Raw genomic sequence first — 17,279 nt, 5'->3', positions numbered from 1 at the left:
CATGCCCGATGGAAATCTGTCTGAGCAGAGGACGGTCCGGTCGCAAACGTTCCGGGCCGTCCACTGGTCAGAAAAACGGGGTCGGGCACAATGCGCCCGACCCCTTTAAGGTCGGATCAGAAGACCGGCTTGGTGAAATCACCCATGTTGTCCTGGGTGATCTTCGGCGTGTCGAAGTAGTTCAGCGCCGGAACGTCCTTGCCCTCAAGCACGTCGATGGCGGTCTGCAGCGCGGCCTCGGCGTCATCGACGGGCGACTGGTAGATGGATCCCCAGTACTCGCCACGCTCCATGGCCTCGTAGCCGACGGCAAAGTTCGTGGCGCCGACAAAGATGATGCCCTCGCGACCGGCGGCCTTGGCGGCGTTCAGCGCGCCCACGCCCATGTTATCGTCACCGGCGTAAACGCCGTCGATGTCGTCATACTTGACGAGGAACGCTTCCATGACCTTCTGGGACTTTTCACGGTTCCAGTCGCCGGGCTGGGTGTCGATCACGGTCACGTCCGGGCAGACTTCGGGCAGACGGTCTTCGAAGCCCTTGGCGCGCTCGATGGCGGTGGTGTAGCCGGGCTGGCCCGTGATGTGGACGACCTGCGCTTCGCCGTCGATGCCCATCTCTTTGAACTTGTCACACATGATTTCGGCGGAGCGGGAACCTTGGGTGATGTTGTCCGGGCCGGAGAAAGACGCCACGAACTCAGCGCCTTGCTCGGCGATATTGGAGTTGGTGACGATGACCGGAATGTCGGCCTGCTTGGCCTTGCGGACGGCGGGGATCACGGCTTCGCCATTGGTCGGCCAGATGATGATGGCGTCGACTTCCTGCTGGATCAGGTCTTCCATCTGGGCGATCTGACGGGCCACGTCGCCGCCGGCATCCAGAACCACGGCCTCAACCATCTCGTTGGCTTCGGCAGCCGCGATAAAGGCTTTTTCGTAGGTCGTCTGGTAGCTGTCCACGCCAACATTGTTCTGGGTGATGCCGATGGTCATTTTGCCGCCGTGCTCGCCGGCAAAGGCCATGCCGGTCAGCAGGGTGGTGGCGGCCAGGGTTGCGATCGTTGTTTTCATTTTGGATATCCTCCCAAGATATATTGATGGCACCACGCGTTGGTCTGAGGTTGCGTGGTTGACAAGGCAGACCATGCGCCCCGGTATCGCCAGCTTCTCTCCGAATTTTATCCATTTTGACACTTTATGGTTTCAAAATGGATAACTGCTCGCTGTGACTCAGTCTTCATCTTGTCCAATTTAGGGAGGTCGGTCGATGAGCCGTCTTGAAATGTCCAAATCGAAGATTGCTGTGCCCCCCATGCCAAAGGATACTCTCTCGGACAAGATCAGCCCGGCGCTTCGCGCCGGTACGGCGTCTGATCGGGTGTCCCATGCTATTGATTTCCTGACAGCAGTGGGCGACGAAGTGGATGGCCTCATCGAGCGTCCCGCGCCATCGCCGCACCTAAAAATGCTATGTCATGTGGTGCGAGGTCATCTGGAAGGCCGTATGATTACCGCCTCGTCTGCCATCGCGGCCTCGGGCGTGCCATACGCCACGGCGAACCGGCGTCTGGCAGAACTGATTGGCGACGAACTCATTGAACAGCGGGCAAAGACCCGGACAGGCAAGAGCTTTACCCTGCATCCGTCTGCGCGGTTGATGGACAGTATTCAGCAGCTGGCGGACCGGCTTCCCCGGCTTGCGGCGGAAACGCTCAGCCATGCGCCTGATGATGGCGACTATTACTTCGGCGGCTCCTACCGCACCAGCCAGGTGATCGGTCAGGTCCGCCCGCTGCCGCAGCCGTTGAAGCTCGCAGGCGGGTTGAAGGTTCTCGTGCATGGCGATCCGACCTTCCTGGCGATGTCGCATCTCAAGCGCCAGTTCGAGCAGATCATCGGGTGTTCCATCCACCAGCGCGCGTTCTCCATCGACCGTCTCCGGGCGGAAACCCTGCGCGATGCGGCGCGCCGGACTTCGCGCTACGATATCATTGCCGTGGATCTGCCGTGGATCGGTGAATTTGCGACCCAAGGCGTCCTGACCCCGCTCGACGAAGTGATGGATATCGAACGTCTTGACCCATCCGATTTCCACACCGCTGGCTGGCAGGCCGCGCACTGGGATGGTCGCCCGTATGGCGTGCCGAACCAAACGACGCCGGAGCTCTTGTTTTATCGCAAGGATCTGTTCGCTGAGGCCGGGCTGGAGCCGCCTGCAACGACTGAAGCGGTTCTGGCGGCGGCGAAAGAATTTCATAAGCCCACCCGGGGCCGCTACGGGATCGCGTGGAATGCAGCGCGCGGCACGGCGCTCGGGCATCAGTTTATGATGGCCTGCGCGGGTTTCGGACAGCCGGTTCTGGACCTGCCGAAAATCGCTGGCGGATTTGAGGCCATGAGCCTCGCGGGCCGGGATATGCGGCCGATGTTCGATCAGCCCCACGCCCTTATGGCTGCTGAATATCTGTTGGAGCTGATGCGCTATTCCCCGCCAGACATCCTGTCGATGAGCTGGTATGAGCGCGTCCGACCCTATGCGGCTGGCACGGTTGCCATGGCTTATGGCTACACATTGCTGGCGCCGTACTTTGAGGCCGACCCGGGCTCGCCCGCGCGGGACAACACTGGCTACTTGCCCCATCCCTCAGGGGCCGGGGCGCCGCCGGTTGCGCCCGTGGGCGGCTACTTGTTGGGCATTCCCGCGAATATCGCGCCCGAACGCCGAAAGGCCGCCGCCGAAGCGTTGATCTCCTTTACCTCAGCCGCGGCGCAGAAGCAGGTGGTCACCGCCGGATCGCGTAGCCAGCCTCGTTATTCGGTCGGTGCCGACCCCGAAGTTCGGGCGCTTAGCCCGATCTTTGAAGCGGTGGACGGAATGTCCTGGCGCGACGAGCTGCAGTTCTGGCCCCGGCCGCCGGTGCCTGGGATCACCGAGATCATTCAGGCTTGCGGCGAAGAACTTCACGATATGCTGCGCGGCATCACGTCGCCGCGTGACGCTCTGGCGCGGGTTCAGGCCCGGGCAGAGATAGCCCTCAAACAACCATAGGGAGGACAACATGGACACTGAACGTCTCAAAGGAAAGAACATCCTGATCACAGGAGCGGCGCGCGGAATGGGTGCGGCCAATGCCGAGCATTTCGCCGAGCAGGGCGCGAATGTGTGCCTCGGGGATCTTGATCTCGACGCCGCGCAGGAAATGGCCGACAAGATCAACGCCGCCGGGAACGGCAAGGCCATCGCCGTCAAGATGGACGTGACCAAGCGCGAAGACAACGCCAATGCCGTTGCCGCCGTGGTTGAAGCGTTTGGCGAGATCAATGTTGGTCTGTTCAATGCCGGTCTGAACAAGCCCCGGTTCTTCATGGATATTGATGAAGACAACTGGGACATGATCATGAACGTCAACACCAAGGCCATGTGGCTTGGGATGCAGGAGACGGCGAAGCAGATGATCGCGCAGGGCAAGCGCGACTATCCCTACAAGCTGATCAATGTGGGCTCCATCGCCTCGCGCAAGCCGCTGGTCGATGTGACGGTCTATTGCACGTCGAAATATGGCTGTCTGGCCCTGACCCATTGCGGTGCCATCGGCCTCGCGGAGCACGGGATCACCGTAAACGGCTACGCCCCCGGCGTGGTGGTGACGCCGTTGTGGGAGCAGCTCGACAAGGATCTCGTGGAGATTGGCTTTAAGGACCGCGAAGGTCAGGCCTATGACGACATCGTGCGCGACGCCCTGCAAATCAAGCGCGTCTCCTATCCCGATGACGTGAAGGGCACCGCTGCCTTCCTGGCCTCGTCCGACAGCGACTACATGACCGGCCAGATGATCCATATCGATGGGGGCTGGTGCATCCAGTAACCCCCTAACCAATTCACTTTAAACAAGAAACGGGTGCGCGAGACCGCACCCGAAGGAGAACGCCATGTCTCGCGCACTTATGCCGAATATGCTTACGCCCCAGGATCTTGAACCCAATTGGGAATGGCGCGAGCGCCTCCCGGCCTGGGGCCATACCTCGGTGGATTTCGAGCGCCGCATCGACCACGATCGCCTGCGTCGCTATCGCCTGGCCCGGACCCGTCAGTCGCTGCAGAACTCGCAAGCCGGTTCGCTGCTGTTGTTCGATGTGAACAACATCCGCTACGTGACAGCCACCAAGATCGGCGAATGGGAACGGGACAAGATGTGCCGCTTCTGTCTGCTGACCGGCGATGACAGCCCGTATGTCTGGGACTTCGGCTCCGCTGCCGTGCATCACAAGCGTCATTCCGACTGGCTGGAACCCGATCACTGCCTTGCCGGTGTCGTCGGTATGCGCGGGACCATTCCACCGGATTTCGGCCTGATGCAGAAATACGCCAAGATGATTGCCCAGCTCATCAAGGATGCGGGCATGGCGAATATGCCGGTCGGCGTGGACTATGCTGAGACCGCGATGTTCCACGCGCTCAAGGAAGAGGGCATCAATGTGGTCGACGGCCAGCAGATCATGCTGGCGGCGCGCGAGATCAAGAACTGGGACGAGATCCAGCTCCTGACGCAAGCGGCGTCGATGGTCGATGGCGTCTACCACATGATCTACGAAGAGCTGAAGCCGGGCGTCCGCGAGAACGACATCGTCGCCCTGTCGAACAAGATGCTCTACGAGATGGGCTCGGATGACGTTGAGGCGATCAACGCGATCTCGGGCGAGCGCTGCAACCCGCACCCGCACAACTTCACTGACCGACTGATCCGCCCGGGCGATCAGGCGTTCTTTGACATTCTGCAAAGCTATCAGGGCTACCGGACCTGCTACTACCGCACGTTCAACGTGGGTCGCGCGACACCGTCACAGAACGACGCCTATGTGAAGGCGCGGGAATGGATCGACGCCTCCATTGCGATGATCAAGCCGGGCGTGACCACCGACAAGGTGGCCGAGGTCTGGCCGACGGCGGAATCGCTGGGCTTCCCGAACGAAGATGCGGCGTTTGGTCTGCAATTCGGTCACGGTCTGGGTCTGGCGCTGCATGAGCGTCCGATCATCAGCCGCGCGATCAGTCTCGATCACCCGATGGAGATCAAGACGGGCATGGTGTTTGCGCTGGAGACCTATTGCCCCGCCACCGACGGCTACTCGGCCGCTCGGATCGAGGAAGAAGTCGTGGTGACGGAGACGGGCTGCGAGGTGATCTCGCTGTTCCCGGCCGAAGAACTGCCCATCGCCAACCGCTACTGAGCGCCGCCCGCCGGCGGCGCGCCTCCGGCGGGGGTATTTTCAGACACAAAGAAAGGGGCAAGGCGCCCCTTTCGACGGGGGATCGTCATGGCCGAGGCCAAGCACAATACCGAAGACTACCTGCGCATGTACCGGCAGATGGTGCGAATCCGCACCTTTGAGGACAATGCGAACCAGCTATACCTCTCGGCGAAAATGCCGGGGCTGACCCACATGTATTCCGGTGAAGAGGCCGTTGCGGTGGGCATCTGCGAAGCGCTCACCGACGATGATCGCATCACCTCGACCCATCGGGGCCATGGGCACTGCGTGGCCAAGGGTGCTGAGTTCAAAGAGATGTTCTGTGAGCTTTTGGGAAAAGAAGAAGGCTATTGCCGGGGCAAAGGCGGCTCGATGCATATCGCCGATCAGAGCCATGGCAATCTGGGTGCCAACGCCATTGTCGGCGGTTCGATGGGCATTGCGACTGGCTCCGCTCTGCGGGCGAAGCTGCTCGGATCGAACGATGTGACCGTGTGCTTTTTTGGCGACGGCGCGACGGCGCAGGGGCTGCTCTACGAGGTCATGAACATGGCCGCGCTCTGGAACCTGCCGGTCATCTATGCCTGCGAAAATAACGGTTATTCCGAGTACACCAAGACCGAGGAAATCGCCGCTGGTTCGATTACCGCGCGGGCCGAGGCTTTTGGCATCGAGGCGTATCAGGTGGACGGGCAGGATGTGCTTGCCGTCAACGCGCTGACCGAGCGGCTCGTGGACCGGGCGCGCAAAGGTGAGGGGCCGTTCTTTATCGAGCTGATGACCTATCGCTATCACGGGCACCATGTGGGCGATATCAACCGGGAATATTACCGCTCGAAGGACGAAGAGAAGGACTGGAAGGAAAACCGGGACCCGATCATCCGCTTCCGCGCCCATCTGGTGAGCGAAGGCATCGCCACCGAGGAAGAGATCGACGCGATCAATGCCGAGATCGAAAAGGACGCGTCTGACGCCGTGGCCTATGCGCTCGACGCCCCCTATCCCGACCCGTCCGAGGTCGACATGCACGTTTACGCGGACTGAGGAGAGAGACATGCGAGAGATTACCCTGTCCCAGGCCGTGAACGAAGCGCTGGCCGAGGAAATGCGCCGGGACCCGACGACATTTATCATGGGCGAAGACGTGGCCGAGGCCGGGACGCCCTTCAAGGTGCTCAGCGGCCTGGTCGAGGAATTCGGCACCGAGCGCGTCATCGACACTCCCATCGCTGAGCCCGGCTTTATGGGCATGGCGGTCGGTGCTGCGATGACTGGCGCGCGACCCATCGTCGATCTGATGTTCGGCGATTTCATCTTCCTGATCATGGACCAGCTTTGCAATCAGGCGGCCAAGACCCACTACATGTCGGGCGGCAAGCTCACCGTGCCGCTGGTTCTGCGCACCAATCTGGGCGCCACGCGGCGCTCCGCGGCGCAGCATTCCCAGTCGCTTCAGGCGCTTGTGGCTCATATCCCGGGGCTGAAGGTCGCCCTGCCATCGTCGGCCTATGAGGCGAAGGGGCTGATGAAGACCGCCATTCGGGACAACAACCCGGTGGTGATCTTCGAAGACAAGCTGATGTATCAGGATAAGGCGCCGGTCCCCGAGGAGGAGTATCTGATCCCCTTCGGCGAGGCGAATGTCAAACGGACGGGGTCCGACATCACGCTGATCGGCACGTCGTCCATGGTGCAGGTGGCCGAGAAAGCCGCTGAGATTCTCGCCGCCGAGGGCATCAGTGCCGAGGTGATCGATCCGCGCACGATCGTGCCGCTCGATGAGGCCACCCTGATCGAGAGCGTCAAGAAGACCTCGCGCGCCATTGTCATCGACGAGGGCCACCAGAGCTTTGGCGTGACCTCCGAGATCGCCAGCCGCCTGAATGAAAAGGCGTTCTACCATCTGGACGCGCCGGTTCTGCGGATGGGCGCGATGGATGTGCCGGTGCCGTTCTCGCCCGCGCTGGAGGATCTGACCGTGCCGACGCCCGAGAGCGTCGCCGCGGCGGCGCGCAAGCTGTGCGGCGGGGAGATGATCCATGCCGCATGAGGTGACGATGCCCCAGCTCGGCATGGCTCAGGACACGGGACGGATCGTCTCGTGGCTGAAGTCGCCGGGCGATGCGGTAGCCAAGGGGGACGCGCTCTTTGAGGTGGAAACCGACAAGGCCACCATGGAGGTCGAGGCGCAGGCGGCGGGTTTCCTGACCGGCGTGACAGCGGCGGCTGGCGATGACGTGCCCGTGGGTCAGGCCATCGCGCAGATCTCCGAGACCGCCGAGGAACCAGCCGCAGCGCCTGCTACGACCGCGGCCCCTGAGGCCGGGAACGATTTGCCTGAAGGCACCCCTGTGACCATGCCGCAGCTCGGCATGGCACAGGATGCCGGGCGGATCGTCGGCTGGCTGGTGGAGCCGGGCGCCGAGGTCGGCGCCGAAGATCCGCTCTTCGAGGTCGAGACCGACAAGGCCACTATGGAAGTTCCCGCAGGTCGTGCGGGCTACCTCGCGGCGACGCTGGCGCAGGCGGGCGAAGATGTGCCCGTGGGCGACCCGGTCGCGATCCTCTCCGACAGCGCTCCGGCCAACCCGGTTTCCCTGTCGGTGAAGGACGCCGCTCCTGCCTCGGCCCCGGCGCCAGCCGCGGTGCCCGACGCTCCGGCGAAGGAGGCCGTCGCGCCCCGGCAAGCCACTGCGGCGCCGATCGCTCCGGGCGGACGCATCCTTGCCTCGCCCAAGGCGCGGCGTCTGGCGATGGAACAGGGTCTCGACCTGAACCGGCTCGTAGAGGGGGGTCATCCCCAGCCCTACCATGTCGCCGATCTGGACGTCCTCCGCTCCCTCCCTGCCGCCACCCCGGCGGCTGCGGCAGGCGCAGGCCCCGCAACCCGTCGCCTGACCGCGCACTGTGCAACCGATGGCTTTGCCGGGTTTGCCGACTGGGCTGCGGGCACACACGGGCTGACCGACGCGGATGCGCTCCTGGCGGGTCTCGCCGGGGTGAGCCTCGGTCGTGACGGGTCTGCTGTCGCAGTCGAGCGTTTCGGCACTGCGCGCAGCTACGCTGTCACCGGCCCGGCCCTGTCGCAGGTGGCTGAGACCGAGGATGCCCCGGCGCTCATCCTGCGCGATCTGCGGGGCACGGGGATCACCGGAATCGAGATGGGCGCCGAAGATGCGCCGGTCCTGACCCTGACCGCCGAGGGCGCGGGCATCGGGCTGACGCTCGAATGTGGCGCGGGCCAGCTCAGCGCCGCCGAGGCCATCGCGCTTCTCTCCAATTTCGCAGGTCGGATGGAGCAACCGCTCCGCCATCTGCTCTGACAAAAGGCACCGCTCATGGAACATACCGACCTCTATATCGACGGCGAATGGCGCCAGACGGCAGAGCGCTTCGACGTGCTGAACCCGGCCACCGAAGAGGTGCTGGCCTCCGTCGCGTCTGCTGACATCGCCGATGCTGACGCGGCGCTGGACGCCGCCGAGCGCGCCATGGCCGACTGGGCCTCCCGCACGCCGCGCGCCCGCTCCGAGATCCTGCGCAAGGCGTGGGAACTCATGACCGCGCGGCTCGATCACTTTGCCCATCTCATCACGCTGGAGAACGGCAAGGCCCGCGCCGACGCCATGGGCGAGGCCACCTATGCCGCCGAGTTCTTCCGCTGGTTCGCCGAAGAAGCCGTGCGCGCCGACGGGCTGATCACCCACGCCCCGGCCTCCGGAGCCCGGATCGTGGTGCAGCATAAGCCGGCGGGCCTCGCCGTGCTGGTCACCCCTTGGAACTACCCCGCCGCCATGGGCACGCGCAAAATCGCGCCGGCTCTGGCCGCCGGGTGTGGCGTGATCATCAAGCCCGCCTCCGAGACGCCGCTGACCATGCTGGCCCTGATGCCGCTCCTCGAAGAGGCAGGTGTGCCCAAGGGGCTGGTCAATGTGCTGCCCTCGCGCCGGACCGGTGCGCTGGTGGACCACATGCTGCATGATCCGCGCGTGCGGGTGATCAGCTTTACCGGCTCGACCGGGGTGGGGCGGAAACTGCTGCACTCCGCTGCCGATCAGGTGCTGAAGCCCGCCATGGAACTGGGCGGCAACGCGCCCTGCATCATCTTTGACGATGCTGACATGGATAAGGCCATCGAGGGCACCATGCTGGCGAAGATGCGCAATCTCGGCGAGGCCTGCACTGCCGCCAACCGGATCTATGTCCATGAGGCCGTGGCTGACGAGTTCACCCGCCGCCTGACCGAGGCCATGTCCGCCCTGAAGGTCGGGGATGGCACCGATCCTTCGGTCGATGTGGGGCCGCTGGTCAATGCGGACACCCGCGACAAGGTGGCCGAGTTCGTCGCCGACGCCGTGGCCAAGGGCGCCAAGGTCGAGTGCGGTGGCGAGGCACCGGAGGGCAAAGGCTTTTACTACCCGCCGACGGTTCTCTCCAACGTGTCTGAGGACGCGGAATGCGTGCGGGACGAGATCTTCGGCCCGGTGGCCGCGATCCAGACCTTCACCGATCAGGAAGACGTCATCGCCCGCGCTAATGACACCGAATACGGGCTGGTGGCCTATGTCTTCTCCGAGGATTTCAAGCGCGCGCTGCAAGTCTGCGAGCGTCTGGAATACGGGATGGTCGGCCTGAACCGAGGTCTGGTCAGCGACCCGGCCGCCCCCTTTGGCGGGGTGAAACAGTCTGGTCTCGGCCGTGAAGGGGGACATGAAGGGATGCTTGAATTCATGGAAACCCAGTACATCTCGGCTGAGTGGTAAGGGGGCGATCATGAACGACGTCATCGCCAGCCCCTCCACCCGCCGCCGCGCTCTCGAACAGGGTGTGGATCTGAGTGAAAAGGCCCGCGCACTGGGCCGCCGCACCATGGGCGCCGAGGATCTCGGGGCCACCACCGCTGCGGCAGGTCCTGCGGGCGACACCGGCTACTGGAACGTAGATCACAGTCAGTATGGTCCAGTGACCGAGGAACCCATGAGCCGGTTCGCGCAAGTCGCCGCAAAGAACCTCGCCGCGGCCCAGAGCCTGATCCCCGCCGTGACCCATCACGACCGGGCGGATGTCTCGGCCATCGAGGCGTTTCGCAAGGCGCTGAAGCCCGAGGCACAGGCACGTGGCGCGAAGTTGACCGCGCTGGCCTTCCACGTGGCGGCATTGGCGCGGTGTTTGCGGGCTTTCTCCCGCTTTAACGCATCCCTGACCCCGGATGGGGAGACGCTGGTGCTGAAGGACTACGTCCATATTGGCATCGCCGTCGACACACCCCACGGGCTCATGGTTCCGGTGATCCGCGATGCGGATCGCAAGGGGCTCTGGCAGATTGCGGGCGAAATCGCCGATCTGGCAGGTCGCGCGCAGGCCAGAAAGGTCGGGCCGGATGAGATGGGCGGCGCGTCCATGACCATCACCAATCTCGGCGGTCTCGGGGGTAGTGCCTTTACCCCCATCGTTAACCCGCCCGAAGTGGCGATCCTTGGCATCACCCGCACCGAGACGGTCACTGTCTGGGAGGGCGACACGCCGCGCCCGGTGCCCATGGTGCCGCTGGATCTCAGCTACGATCACCGGGTGATCAACGGCGCCGATGCCGCGCGGTTCATGACCCATTACACGAGGTTGATCGCCGATCCGCGCAATATGCTGATTTGAGCGCCTGTCCGTCTCGCAGCTGATCGGGCCGGGGGGCTTCTGCTTCAAGCGGCGTCGCGACGCGCCATAGCGCTGATGTGTCAATCCGCTCTGAGATGAAGCCCCCTATGTGTTTAGTCCCGAGATCTTGCGGATCGGACCAAGGATGAATCGACCCGGCTTTGAGGTCCGGATTTTGCAGATTTGCTCGTAGGGTGTGAGATCACTCAAGGTCTTCAGACGACGGGCGACTTTGTAGGCGCGCAGGAAGGCGGCAAGGTGGCTGCGCCGCTGATCGTGGCAATCGTAGTTATGCCGTTTTACGTTTCGGCGCCAAGCTTGATCGGCCGGTTCACCCGTTCGACTTGGCCGCTCCTCGGGACATCCGTCCCCCGGACTATTTTCTAATCTTCGGGACCCCACGTGTGGTTAGGCTTGGTCAGGGGATGCTCGATTCCGCGCGTCATCGTCCTTGGGAATTACCCATCAAGTCGCTACAGGACCGAGCCCAATGGGTGACTGCGGGACGTGGCTCATCGTTGAAAACAGCGCCGCAGCGCCGACTGCGTCAGATGCGCGTTAGAGAGCTGCATGGCACAAAAAGAGTTTGTCGCGACAAAAGATCCTTCGGATTGTTCGCCTGCCGCTCTGACTCCGGCGGTAGCAGTGAAATGCGCGGGAATGAGACGATCACGGCGTCCTCGGCTTCAGTGGGAACGGTTTTGGCCGTGGTTCCTTCGGACCGGTCCTCAGGGCCTCCACCGTTTGTTGCGTGCGCCGATTGGCACCCATTTGGTGATTGACTCCAAGTTCACGGCTTCGCTCCGGGATCGAAGCTTGCGATAACCGTATGTGAGCGCGGAAGTTGTGCGTGGTCGTGGCGCGGCCATCACGATTTTGGTCCATGGCGCTTCCTTCCATTTATGCGAAAGGTTCACACCATCAAACGGTGGGGCAGAACGGCTGCCCACATAATTTGTCATTTTTTTTGCGTCCCGAACTCATGTCTCTATTGCTGTTTGTGTTGGGTGCGCGTACCTCTAGCGGTGGGACACCCCTCCCCAACGAGGGGCGCTTATCTGGAAGGGTAGCATGACTGTTACTGAGACCCCGGCAACGCGGCCGGCTAATCCGCGTTTTTCATCTGGCCCCTGTGCCAAACCTCCCGCATTTTCGCTGGACGCGCTCGTGGACGCCCCCTTGGGCCGCTCGCACCGTGCGACCGTTGGCAAAGCCAAGCTGAAGCAGGCCATCGACGAGACCCGCGAGATCCTCGGCGTGCCCGAAGACTACCGCATCGGGATCGTCCCGGCCTCTGACACCGGCGCCTTCGAGATGGCCATGTGGAGCCTGCTGGGCGCTCGCCCGTCAGAGACGCTGGCGTGGGAGAGCTTTGGCAAGGGCTGGGTCACTGACGTGGTCAAGCAGCTGAAACTGGCCGAAAACACCGTGCGCGAAGCGGGTTATGGCGAGATCGTTGACCTAAGTGAGGTCGATTGGAACAAGGATGTCTGCTTCACTTGGAACGGCACCACCTCCGGCGTGCGTCTGCCCAATGGCGACATGATCCCCGCCGACCGCGCTGGTCTGACGCTCTGTGACGCGACCTCTGCGGCTTTTGCGCAGGATCTGCCGTGGGACAAGCTCGACGTGACGACCTTCTCTTGGCAGAAGGTGATGGGCGGTGAGGCGGCCCACGGCGTGATCATCCTCAGCCCGCGCGCCGTCGAACGGCTGGAGAGCTATACCCCTGCGTGGCCGATGCCGAAGATCTTCCGCCTGACCAAGGGTGGCAAGCTGATCGAGGGCATCTTCCGCGGCGAGACGATCAACACGCCGTCGATGCTTTGCGTCGAGGATTACCTGCAGGCACTGGTCTGGGGCAAATCCGTGGGCAGCCTGACCGGCCTGATGGACCGTGCCAACAGCAACGCTCAGGTGGTCTGGGATTTCTGCGACGCCCGCGACTGGATCGCCAATCTGGCCGAGGATCCGGCGCTGCGATCGAACACGTCCGTTTGCCTGAAATTCACCGATCCAACCGTTGCCGGGGATGCGGATTTCGCTAAGGCGGTGGTCAAGAAACTCGACGCCGAGGGCGTGGCCTATGATCTGGGCAGCTATCGCGACGCGCCTCCGGGGCTGCGGATCTGGTGTGGTGCGACGGTGGAGACCTCCGATCTTGAGGCGCTGATGCCGTGGATCGACTGGGCCTATCACGCCGTGCTCGCCGAGCGCGCCGCTTGACATGACACCGGCGCCCGTCGCGGCGCCGGCCCTCTCACAGACGTCTTTGCAAAGGAGCCCCTCACATGGCGCCCAAAGTTCTCGTGTCCGACAAGCTGTCGGAAACCGCCGTCCAGATCTTCCGTGACCGTGGCATCGAAGTGGATTTCGAACCCGGCCTCGGCAAGGATAAGGACCGTCTCCTCGAAGTGATCGGCCAGTATGACGGCCTAGCCATCCGCTCCGCCACCAAGGTCACCGAAAAGGTGCTGGCGGCTGCAGGTAACCTCAAGGTTATCGGTCGCGCCGGGATTGGTGTCGATAATGTCGATCTGCCCGCCGCCTCGGCGAAGGGTGTGATCGTGATGAACACGCCGTTTGGCAACTCCATCACCACCGCTGAGCACGCCATCGCTATGATGTTCGCCGTCGCGCGCCAGATCCCCGAGGCCAGCGCCTCGACCCATGCGGGCAAATGGGAAAAGTCCCGCTTTATGGGTGTTGAGCTGACCGGCAAGACGCTGGGCGTGATCGGTGCGGGCAATATCGGCTCGATCGTCATCTCCCGCGCGCTGGGTTTGCGGATGAAGGTCATCGCCTATGATCCGTTCCTGTCGGAAGAGCGCGCCACCGAGATCGGCTGCCGCAAGGTCGAGCTGGACGAGCTGCTGGCGAAGTCCGATTTCATCACCATGCACGTGCCGCTGACGGACAAGACCCGTAACATCCTCAGCCGCGAAAACATCGCCAAGCTGAAGCCCGGTGTACGGGTCATCAACTGCGCCCGGGGCGGTCTGGTGGACGAAGAGGCCATGGCCGAGGCGCTGAAAGAGGGCCGCGTCGCCGGGGCTGCCTTCGACGTGTTCGCCGTCGAGCCTGCAACCGATTCGCCGCTCTTTGGCCTCGAAAACGTGGTGGTCACCCCGCATCTGGGCGCCGCCACCACCGAGGCGCAGGAGAACGTCGCCTTGCAGGTGGCCGAGCAGATGTCGGACTACCTGCTGACTGGCGCCGTCTCCAACGCCCTGAACATGCCCAGCGTCACCGCCGAAGAAGCCAAGGTCATGGGGCCCTGGCTGAAGCTGGCCGAGCATCTGGGCGCGTTCATCGGCCAGATGACCGACGAGCCGATCGAAGCGATCAATGTGCTCTATGATGGCGCTGTCGCCGAGATGAACACCAACGCGCTGAACGCGGCGGTGGTCGCGGGCGTGATGCGGGAGCGTAATCCCGACGCCAACATGGTTTCTGCACCGGTCATGGCGCGTGACAGCGGCATCGAAGTCTCGAAGACCACGCAGGAGCAGACCGGCGTGTTCGACGCCTATATCAAGGTGACGATGAAAACAGCCCAGCGTCAGCGCTCGGTCGCGGGGACAGTGTTCTCGGACGGCAAGCCGCGCTTTATCCAGATCAAGGGGATCAACATCGATGCCGAGGTGGGCGCGCATATGCTCTACACCACCAATGCCGACAAAGCGGGGATCATCGGTATCCTTGGTCAGACCATGGGCGAGAACGGTGTGAACATCGCGAACTTCACCCTCGGGCGGTCAGATCGGGGCAAGGATGCTCTGGCCCTGCTCTACCTCGACGATGCGGTCGAGGCGAAAGTCATCGACGATCTCATGGGGACAAGGGCGTTCAACGCCGTACGTCCCCTGCGATTCGCGGTCTGAATTCGCTCGACTTAAGATTGTATGAAGAACCTACCGCCCATTCGCCTGAATGGGCGGCTTTTCTTTTTTTCAAAATCAGAGGGTTAGATGGAGATCTGAAATTTCACAGGAATTTCACTCCCAAATGGGGATGACGTTGGGTTAACTTTTATGTGTTATCTAAAGTAATTTTTATGACCAAACTTTTCTTCGACGCGAACGGGAGCGTCTTTCGGTTCCGGATCGTTGTTTCTGTCCTGCCGTCCTTCGGGCCGGCAGGACATTTACTTTGTGGAGGATCTCAACTGCGGACGAGTTTCTCGTAGCTCTCGGCCACATCGAGGGTCAGAGCGCCGACCTCGAAGGAATAATCCCCGATCTGTCCGACGGGTGTCACCTCGGCGGCGGTGCCGGTCAGCCAGCACTGCTCAAAGCTCTCCAGCTCTTCCGGCATGATGTGGCGCTCATGAAACGTTATGCCCTTGTCGCGCAGCATCTGCAGGACGGTCTGCCGGGTGATCCCGTTCAGGAAGCAATCGGGCGTCGGTGTATGCACCTCGCCGTTTTTGACAAAGAAGACATTCGCCCCGGTCGCCTCAGCCACGTAGCCACGATAATCCATCATCAGGGCATCAGAGCATCCCTTGGCCTCGGCGGTATGCTTGGACATGGTGCAGATCATGTAGAGACCGGCGGCCTTGGCTTCGCAGGGGATCGTCGCCGGGTCGGGGCGGCGCCATTTGGAGATGTCGAGCTTTGCGCCCTTGGTTTTGGCGTCGCCGTAATAGGCGCCCCATTCCCAGACCGCGACCGCCATGCGGACAGGGTTGCGGGCCGAGGCGACGCCCATATCCGGACCCGCACCGCGCCAGGCCACAGCCCGGACATAGGCATCCGTCAGGTTGTTGGCCTTCAACGTGGCTTCCTTGGCGGCCTCAATCTCCTCGACGGAGTAGGGGATCTCGAAATCGATGAGCTGGGCGGAACGTTTCAGCCGCTCGGAATGCTCGACAGATTTGAAGATCTTGCCATTATAGCAGCGTTCGCCTTCGAACACAGAGGAGGCATAGTGCAGCGCGTGGGTCAGGATGTGCACCTTCGCATCGCGCCATTCCACCAGCGATCCGTCCATCCAGATCTTCCCGTCGCGATCATCATACCCGCCTGACATGCCAGTGCTCCTTTTCTGATCGTGCGTGCCGCAGTGCGGCAACGTCACAAAATTGCGATAAACTGGCAGTTGGGCTATCTGGCGCCTTGTGAAATGTCAATTCTACTGACATAAATCGTGAATGGGGTGAGAGTGAGGATCGTGAGAATGACGGATCGCGGACCAACCGGCGAGAGTTTGTTGTTTCTGACTGATGCGCAGCTCAGGCGCGGCATCGAGGCGATGTTCTTTGCCTATCGAGGGTTTACCGCTGATCCGGATCGGATCCTGTCGGAACATGGCTACGGGCGGGCGCATCACCGAGCGATCCACTTCATCAATCGCTGGCCGGGTACGAATGTGAACAACCTGCTGGCGATTCTGGGCGTGACGAAGCAGTCCCTGAACCGGGTCTTGCGCACGCTGATCGAGGATGGTCTGGTCGAGAGTAAGGTGGGAACTGTGGACCGGCGTGAGCGGCATCTGAGTCTGACCGAGAGCGGTCGGGATTTCGAACGGGAGTTGAGCGAGGCTCAGACCGCCCGGATGCGCGAAGCGTTCCGGCGGGCAGGACCCGAGGCGGTCACGGGGTTTCGACGGGTGCTCGAAGAAATGATGGACGACGATCTGAAGCGTTTGTTTGAGGGGGCCGCATGACCGACCGCCCGCACATTCTGATTGTCGATGATGACGAACGTCTCCGTGACCTCTTGAAAAAGTACCTCTCTCGCAAAGGCTTCTTTGTCTCGGCCGCCCGCGACTCCCAGCATGCCCGACGAATTCTTTCAGGTCTCGATTTCGATCTGGCGATCGTTGATGTGATGATGCCGGGCGAGGACGGTGTGTCCCTCTGCCAATGGCTTGTCTCGGACCGGGGCCTGCCGACGTTGCTCTTGACTGCCCGCGGCGAGACCGAAGAGCGGATCCGCGGGCTCGAGGCCGGGGCGGACGACTATATGTCAAAGCCCTTTGAGCCCATGGAGCTGCTGCTTCGGATCAACGCCATCCTGCGCCGTGTGCCGCCGCCCGAAGAGCCGGAAGCGCCGAAAATGCTGCATCTTGGCCCGATCCGCTACGATGTGAGCCGGGGAGAGTTGTGGCGGGGGGACGAGTTGATCCGCCTGACCGCGACTGAGTCCGCGCTGATGCGGCTCTTTTCCCGAGAGGTCGGAGAGGTGGTCAGCCGCACCCGTTTGATCGAAGATCTGGGGCGTGCGGGACCGGAAGGGGCGGGGGCGCAGGAGCGCGCGGTCGACGTGCAGATCACGCGTCTGCGACGTAAGATCGAGGCCGACCCGAAGAATCCCCGGCACCTGCAAACCGTCCGGGGTGCAGGATATATGCTTGTCGCTGATTGACCCG

The 17,279-nt window shown here is 62.5% G+C and carries 14 protein-coding genes; 12 read left to right on the top strand and 2 right to left on the bottom strand.

All coding sequences use genetic code 11. The features are described from left to right. Nucleotides 1-116 precede the first annotated feature (116 nt). Nucleotides 117-1,073, bottom strand: coding sequence for a sugar ABC transporter substrate-binding protein (locus tag FEV53_RS01270; protein WP_142833007.1), 957 nt, complete (start codon nucleotides 1,071-1,073; stop codon nucleotides 117-119). Nucleotides 1,074-1,269: 196 nt separating this feature from the next. Between FEV53_RS01270 and FEV53_RS01265 the strand changes: the two genes are divergently transcribed. The 10 genes from FEV53_RS01265 to serA all read left to right on the top strand — a co-directional run bounded on the left by FEV53_RS01265 (nucleotide 1,270) and on the right by serA (nucleotide 14,788). After that, nucleotides 1,270-3,051, top strand: a complete 1,782-nt coding sequence (locus tag FEV53_RS01265; protein WP_142833006.1) for an ABC transporter substrate-binding protein — start codon at nucleotides 1,270-1,272, stop codon at nucleotides 3,049-3,051. 10 nt (nucleotides 3,052-3,061) lie between these two features. Continuing rightward, nucleotides 3,062-3,868: an SDR family NAD(P)-dependent oxidoreductase gene (locus FEV53_RS01260; protein ID WP_142833005.1), complete on the top strand. Its 807-nt coding sequence runs from the start codon at nucleotides 3,062-3,064 to the stop codon at nucleotides 3,866-3,868. Between the two features lie 64 nt (nucleotides 3,869-3,932). After that, entirely contained in the window at nucleotides 3,933-5,231 is a 1,299-nt protein-coding gene (locus FEV53_RS01255) for a M24 family metallopeptidase (protein WP_142833004.1), read from the top strand. An 87-nt stretch (nucleotides 5,232-5,318) separates the two neighbouring features. Continuing rightward, a complete protein-coding gene (locus FEV53_RS01250; protein ID WP_142833003.1) occupies nucleotides 5,319-6,296 on the top strand; it encodes a thiamine pyrophosphate-dependent dehydrogenase E1 component subunit alpha in 978 nt (325 codons plus the stop codon). 10 nt (nucleotides 6,297-6,306) lie between these two features. Beyond that, entirely contained in the window at nucleotides 6,307-7,302 is a 996-nt protein-coding gene (locus tag FEV53_RS01245; RefSeq protein ID WP_142833002.1) for an alpha-ketoacid dehydrogenase subunit beta, read from the top strand. Next, nucleotides 7,292-8,575 (top strand): biotin/lipoyl-containing protein, encoded by a 1,284-nt coding sequence (locus FEV53_RS01240; protein WP_142833001.1) that lies wholly within the window; start codon nucleotides 7,292-7,294, stop codon nucleotides 8,573-8,575. Before FEV53_RS01245 ends, FEV53_RS01240 begins: the two co-directional genes overlap by 11 nt. A gap of 15 nt (nucleotides 8,576-8,590) precedes the next feature. Then, on the top strand, nucleotides 8,591-10,015 hold the full coding sequence (locus FEV53_RS01235) for an NAD-dependent succinate-semialdehyde dehydrogenase (RefSeq protein WP_142833000.1): 1,425 nt from the start codon (nucleotides 8,591-8,593) through the stop codon (nucleotides 10,013-10,015). Between the two features lie 10 nt (nucleotides 10,016-10,025). Then, nucleotides 10,026-10,904, top strand: coding sequence for a 2-oxo acid dehydrogenase subunit E2 (locus FEV53_RS01230; protein ID WP_142832999.1), 879 nt, complete (start codon nucleotides 10,026-10,028; stop codon nucleotides 10,902-10,904). A 1,071-nt stretch (nucleotides 10,905-11,975) separates the two neighbouring features. Beyond that, nucleotides 11,976-13,130 carry a phosphoserine transaminase gene (locus FEV53_RS01225; protein WP_142832998.1) on the top strand — a complete coding sequence of 385 codons (1,155 nt, stop codon included), beginning with the start codon at nucleotides 11,976-11,978 and terminating at the stop codon, nucleotides 13,128-13,130. A gap of 65 nt (nucleotides 13,131-13,195) precedes the next feature. After that, nucleotides 13,196-14,788 carry a phosphoglycerate dehydrogenase gene (gene serA / locus FEV53_RS01220; protein ID WP_142832997.1) on the top strand — a complete coding sequence of 531 codons (1,593 nt, stop codon included), beginning with the start codon at nucleotides 13,196-13,198 and terminating at the stop codon, nucleotides 14,786-14,788. 280 nt (nucleotides 14,789-15,068) lie between these two features. Here the strand turns inward: serA and FEV53_RS01215 are convergent, their stop codons facing one another. Then, nucleotides 15,069-15,938, bottom strand: coding sequence for a branched-chain amino acid aminotransferase (locus FEV53_RS01215; RefSeq protein ID WP_142832996.1), 870 nt, complete (start codon nucleotides 15,936-15,938; stop codon nucleotides 15,069-15,071). Between the two features lie 147 nt (nucleotides 15,939-16,085). On the opposite strand from FEV53_RS01215, the gene FEV53_RS01210 reads away from it, so the two are divergent. Both FEV53_RS01210 and FEV53_RS01205 read left to right on the top strand, forming a co-directional pair. Then, nucleotides 16,086-16,574, top strand: a complete 489-nt coding sequence (locus FEV53_RS01210; protein ID WP_142832995.1) for a MarR family winged helix-turn-helix transcriptional regulator — start codon at nucleotides 16,086-16,088, stop codon at nucleotides 16,572-16,574. Continuing rightward, complete coding sequence (locus FEV53_RS01205) at nucleotides 16,571-17,275, top strand: response regulator (RefSeq protein WP_142832994.1); 705 nt, start codon at nucleotides 16,571-16,573, stop codon at nucleotides 17,273-17,275. The genes FEV53_RS01210 and FEV53_RS01205 overlap by 4 nt, the downstream gene beginning before the upstream one ends. The last annotated feature ends 4 nt before the right edge of the window (nucleotides 17,276-17,279 follow it).

It is taken from the genome of Palleronia caenipelagi, from assembly GCF_007004065.1.
GTDB classification, from domain to species: Bacteria; Pseudomonadota; Alphaproteobacteria; order Rhodobacterales; family Rhodobacteraceae; genus Palleronia; species Palleronia caenipelagi.
The sequence above is the reverse complement of the archived record's forward strand: the minus strand, read 5'-3'. Positions and strand labels throughout refer to the sequence as shown.

Excerpts from the sequence above, each read along its gene's own strand:
- FEV53_RS01270 (WP_142833007.1), bottom strand. The coding sequence starts at position 1,073 with ATGAAAACAACGATCGCAACCCTGGCCGCCACCACCCTGCTGACCGGC.
- FEV53_RS01265 (WP_142833006.1), top strand. The coding sequence starts at position 1,270 with ATGAGCCGTCTTGAAATGTCCAAATCGAAGATTGCTGTGCCCCCCATG.
- FEV53_RS01260 (WP_142833005.1), top strand. The coding sequence starts at position 3,062 with ATGGACACTGAACGTCTCAAAGGAAAGAACATCCTGATCACAGGAGCG.
- FEV53_RS01255 (WP_142833004.1), top strand. The coding sequence starts at position 3,933 with ATGTCTCGCGCACTTATGCCGAATATGCTTACGCCCCAGGATCTTGAA.
- FEV53_RS01250 (WP_142833003.1), top strand. The coding sequence starts at position 5,319 with ATGGCCGAGGCCAAGCACAATACCGAAGACTACCTGCGCATGTACCGG.
- FEV53_RS01245 (WP_142833002.1), top strand. The coding sequence starts at position 6,307 with ATGCGAGAGATTACCCTGTCCCAGGCCGTGAACGAAGCGCTGGCCGAG.
- FEV53_RS01240 (WP_142833001.1), top strand. The coding sequence starts at position 7,292 with ATGCCGCATGAGGTGACGATGCCCCAGCTCGGCATGGCTCAGGACACG.
- FEV53_RS01235 (WP_142833000.1), top strand. The coding sequence starts at position 8,591 with ATGGAACATACCGACCTCTATATCGACGGCGAATGGCGCCAGACGGCA.
- FEV53_RS01230 (WP_142832999.1), top strand. The coding sequence starts at position 10,026 with ATGAACGACGTCATCGCCAGCCCCTCCACCCGCCGCCGCGCTCTCGAA.
- FEV53_RS01225 (WP_142832998.1), top strand. The coding sequence starts at position 11,976 with ATGACTGTTACTGAGACCCCGGCAACGCGGCCGGCTAATCCGCGTTTT.
- serA (WP_142832997.1), top strand. The coding sequence starts at position 13,196 with ATGGCGCCCAAAGTTCTCGTGTCCGACAAGCTGTCGGAAACCGCCGTC.
- FEV53_RS01215 (WP_142832996.1), bottom strand. The coding sequence starts at position 15,938 with ATGTCAGGCGGGTATGATGATCGCGACGGGAAGATCTGGATGGACGGA.
- FEV53_RS01210 (WP_142832995.1), top strand. The coding sequence starts at position 16,086 with ATGACGGATCGCGGACCAACCGGCGAGAGTTTGTTGTTTCTGACTGAT.
- FEV53_RS01205 (WP_142832994.1), top strand. The coding sequence starts at position 16,571 with ATGACCGACCGCCCGCACATTCTGATTGTCGATGATGACGAACGTCTC.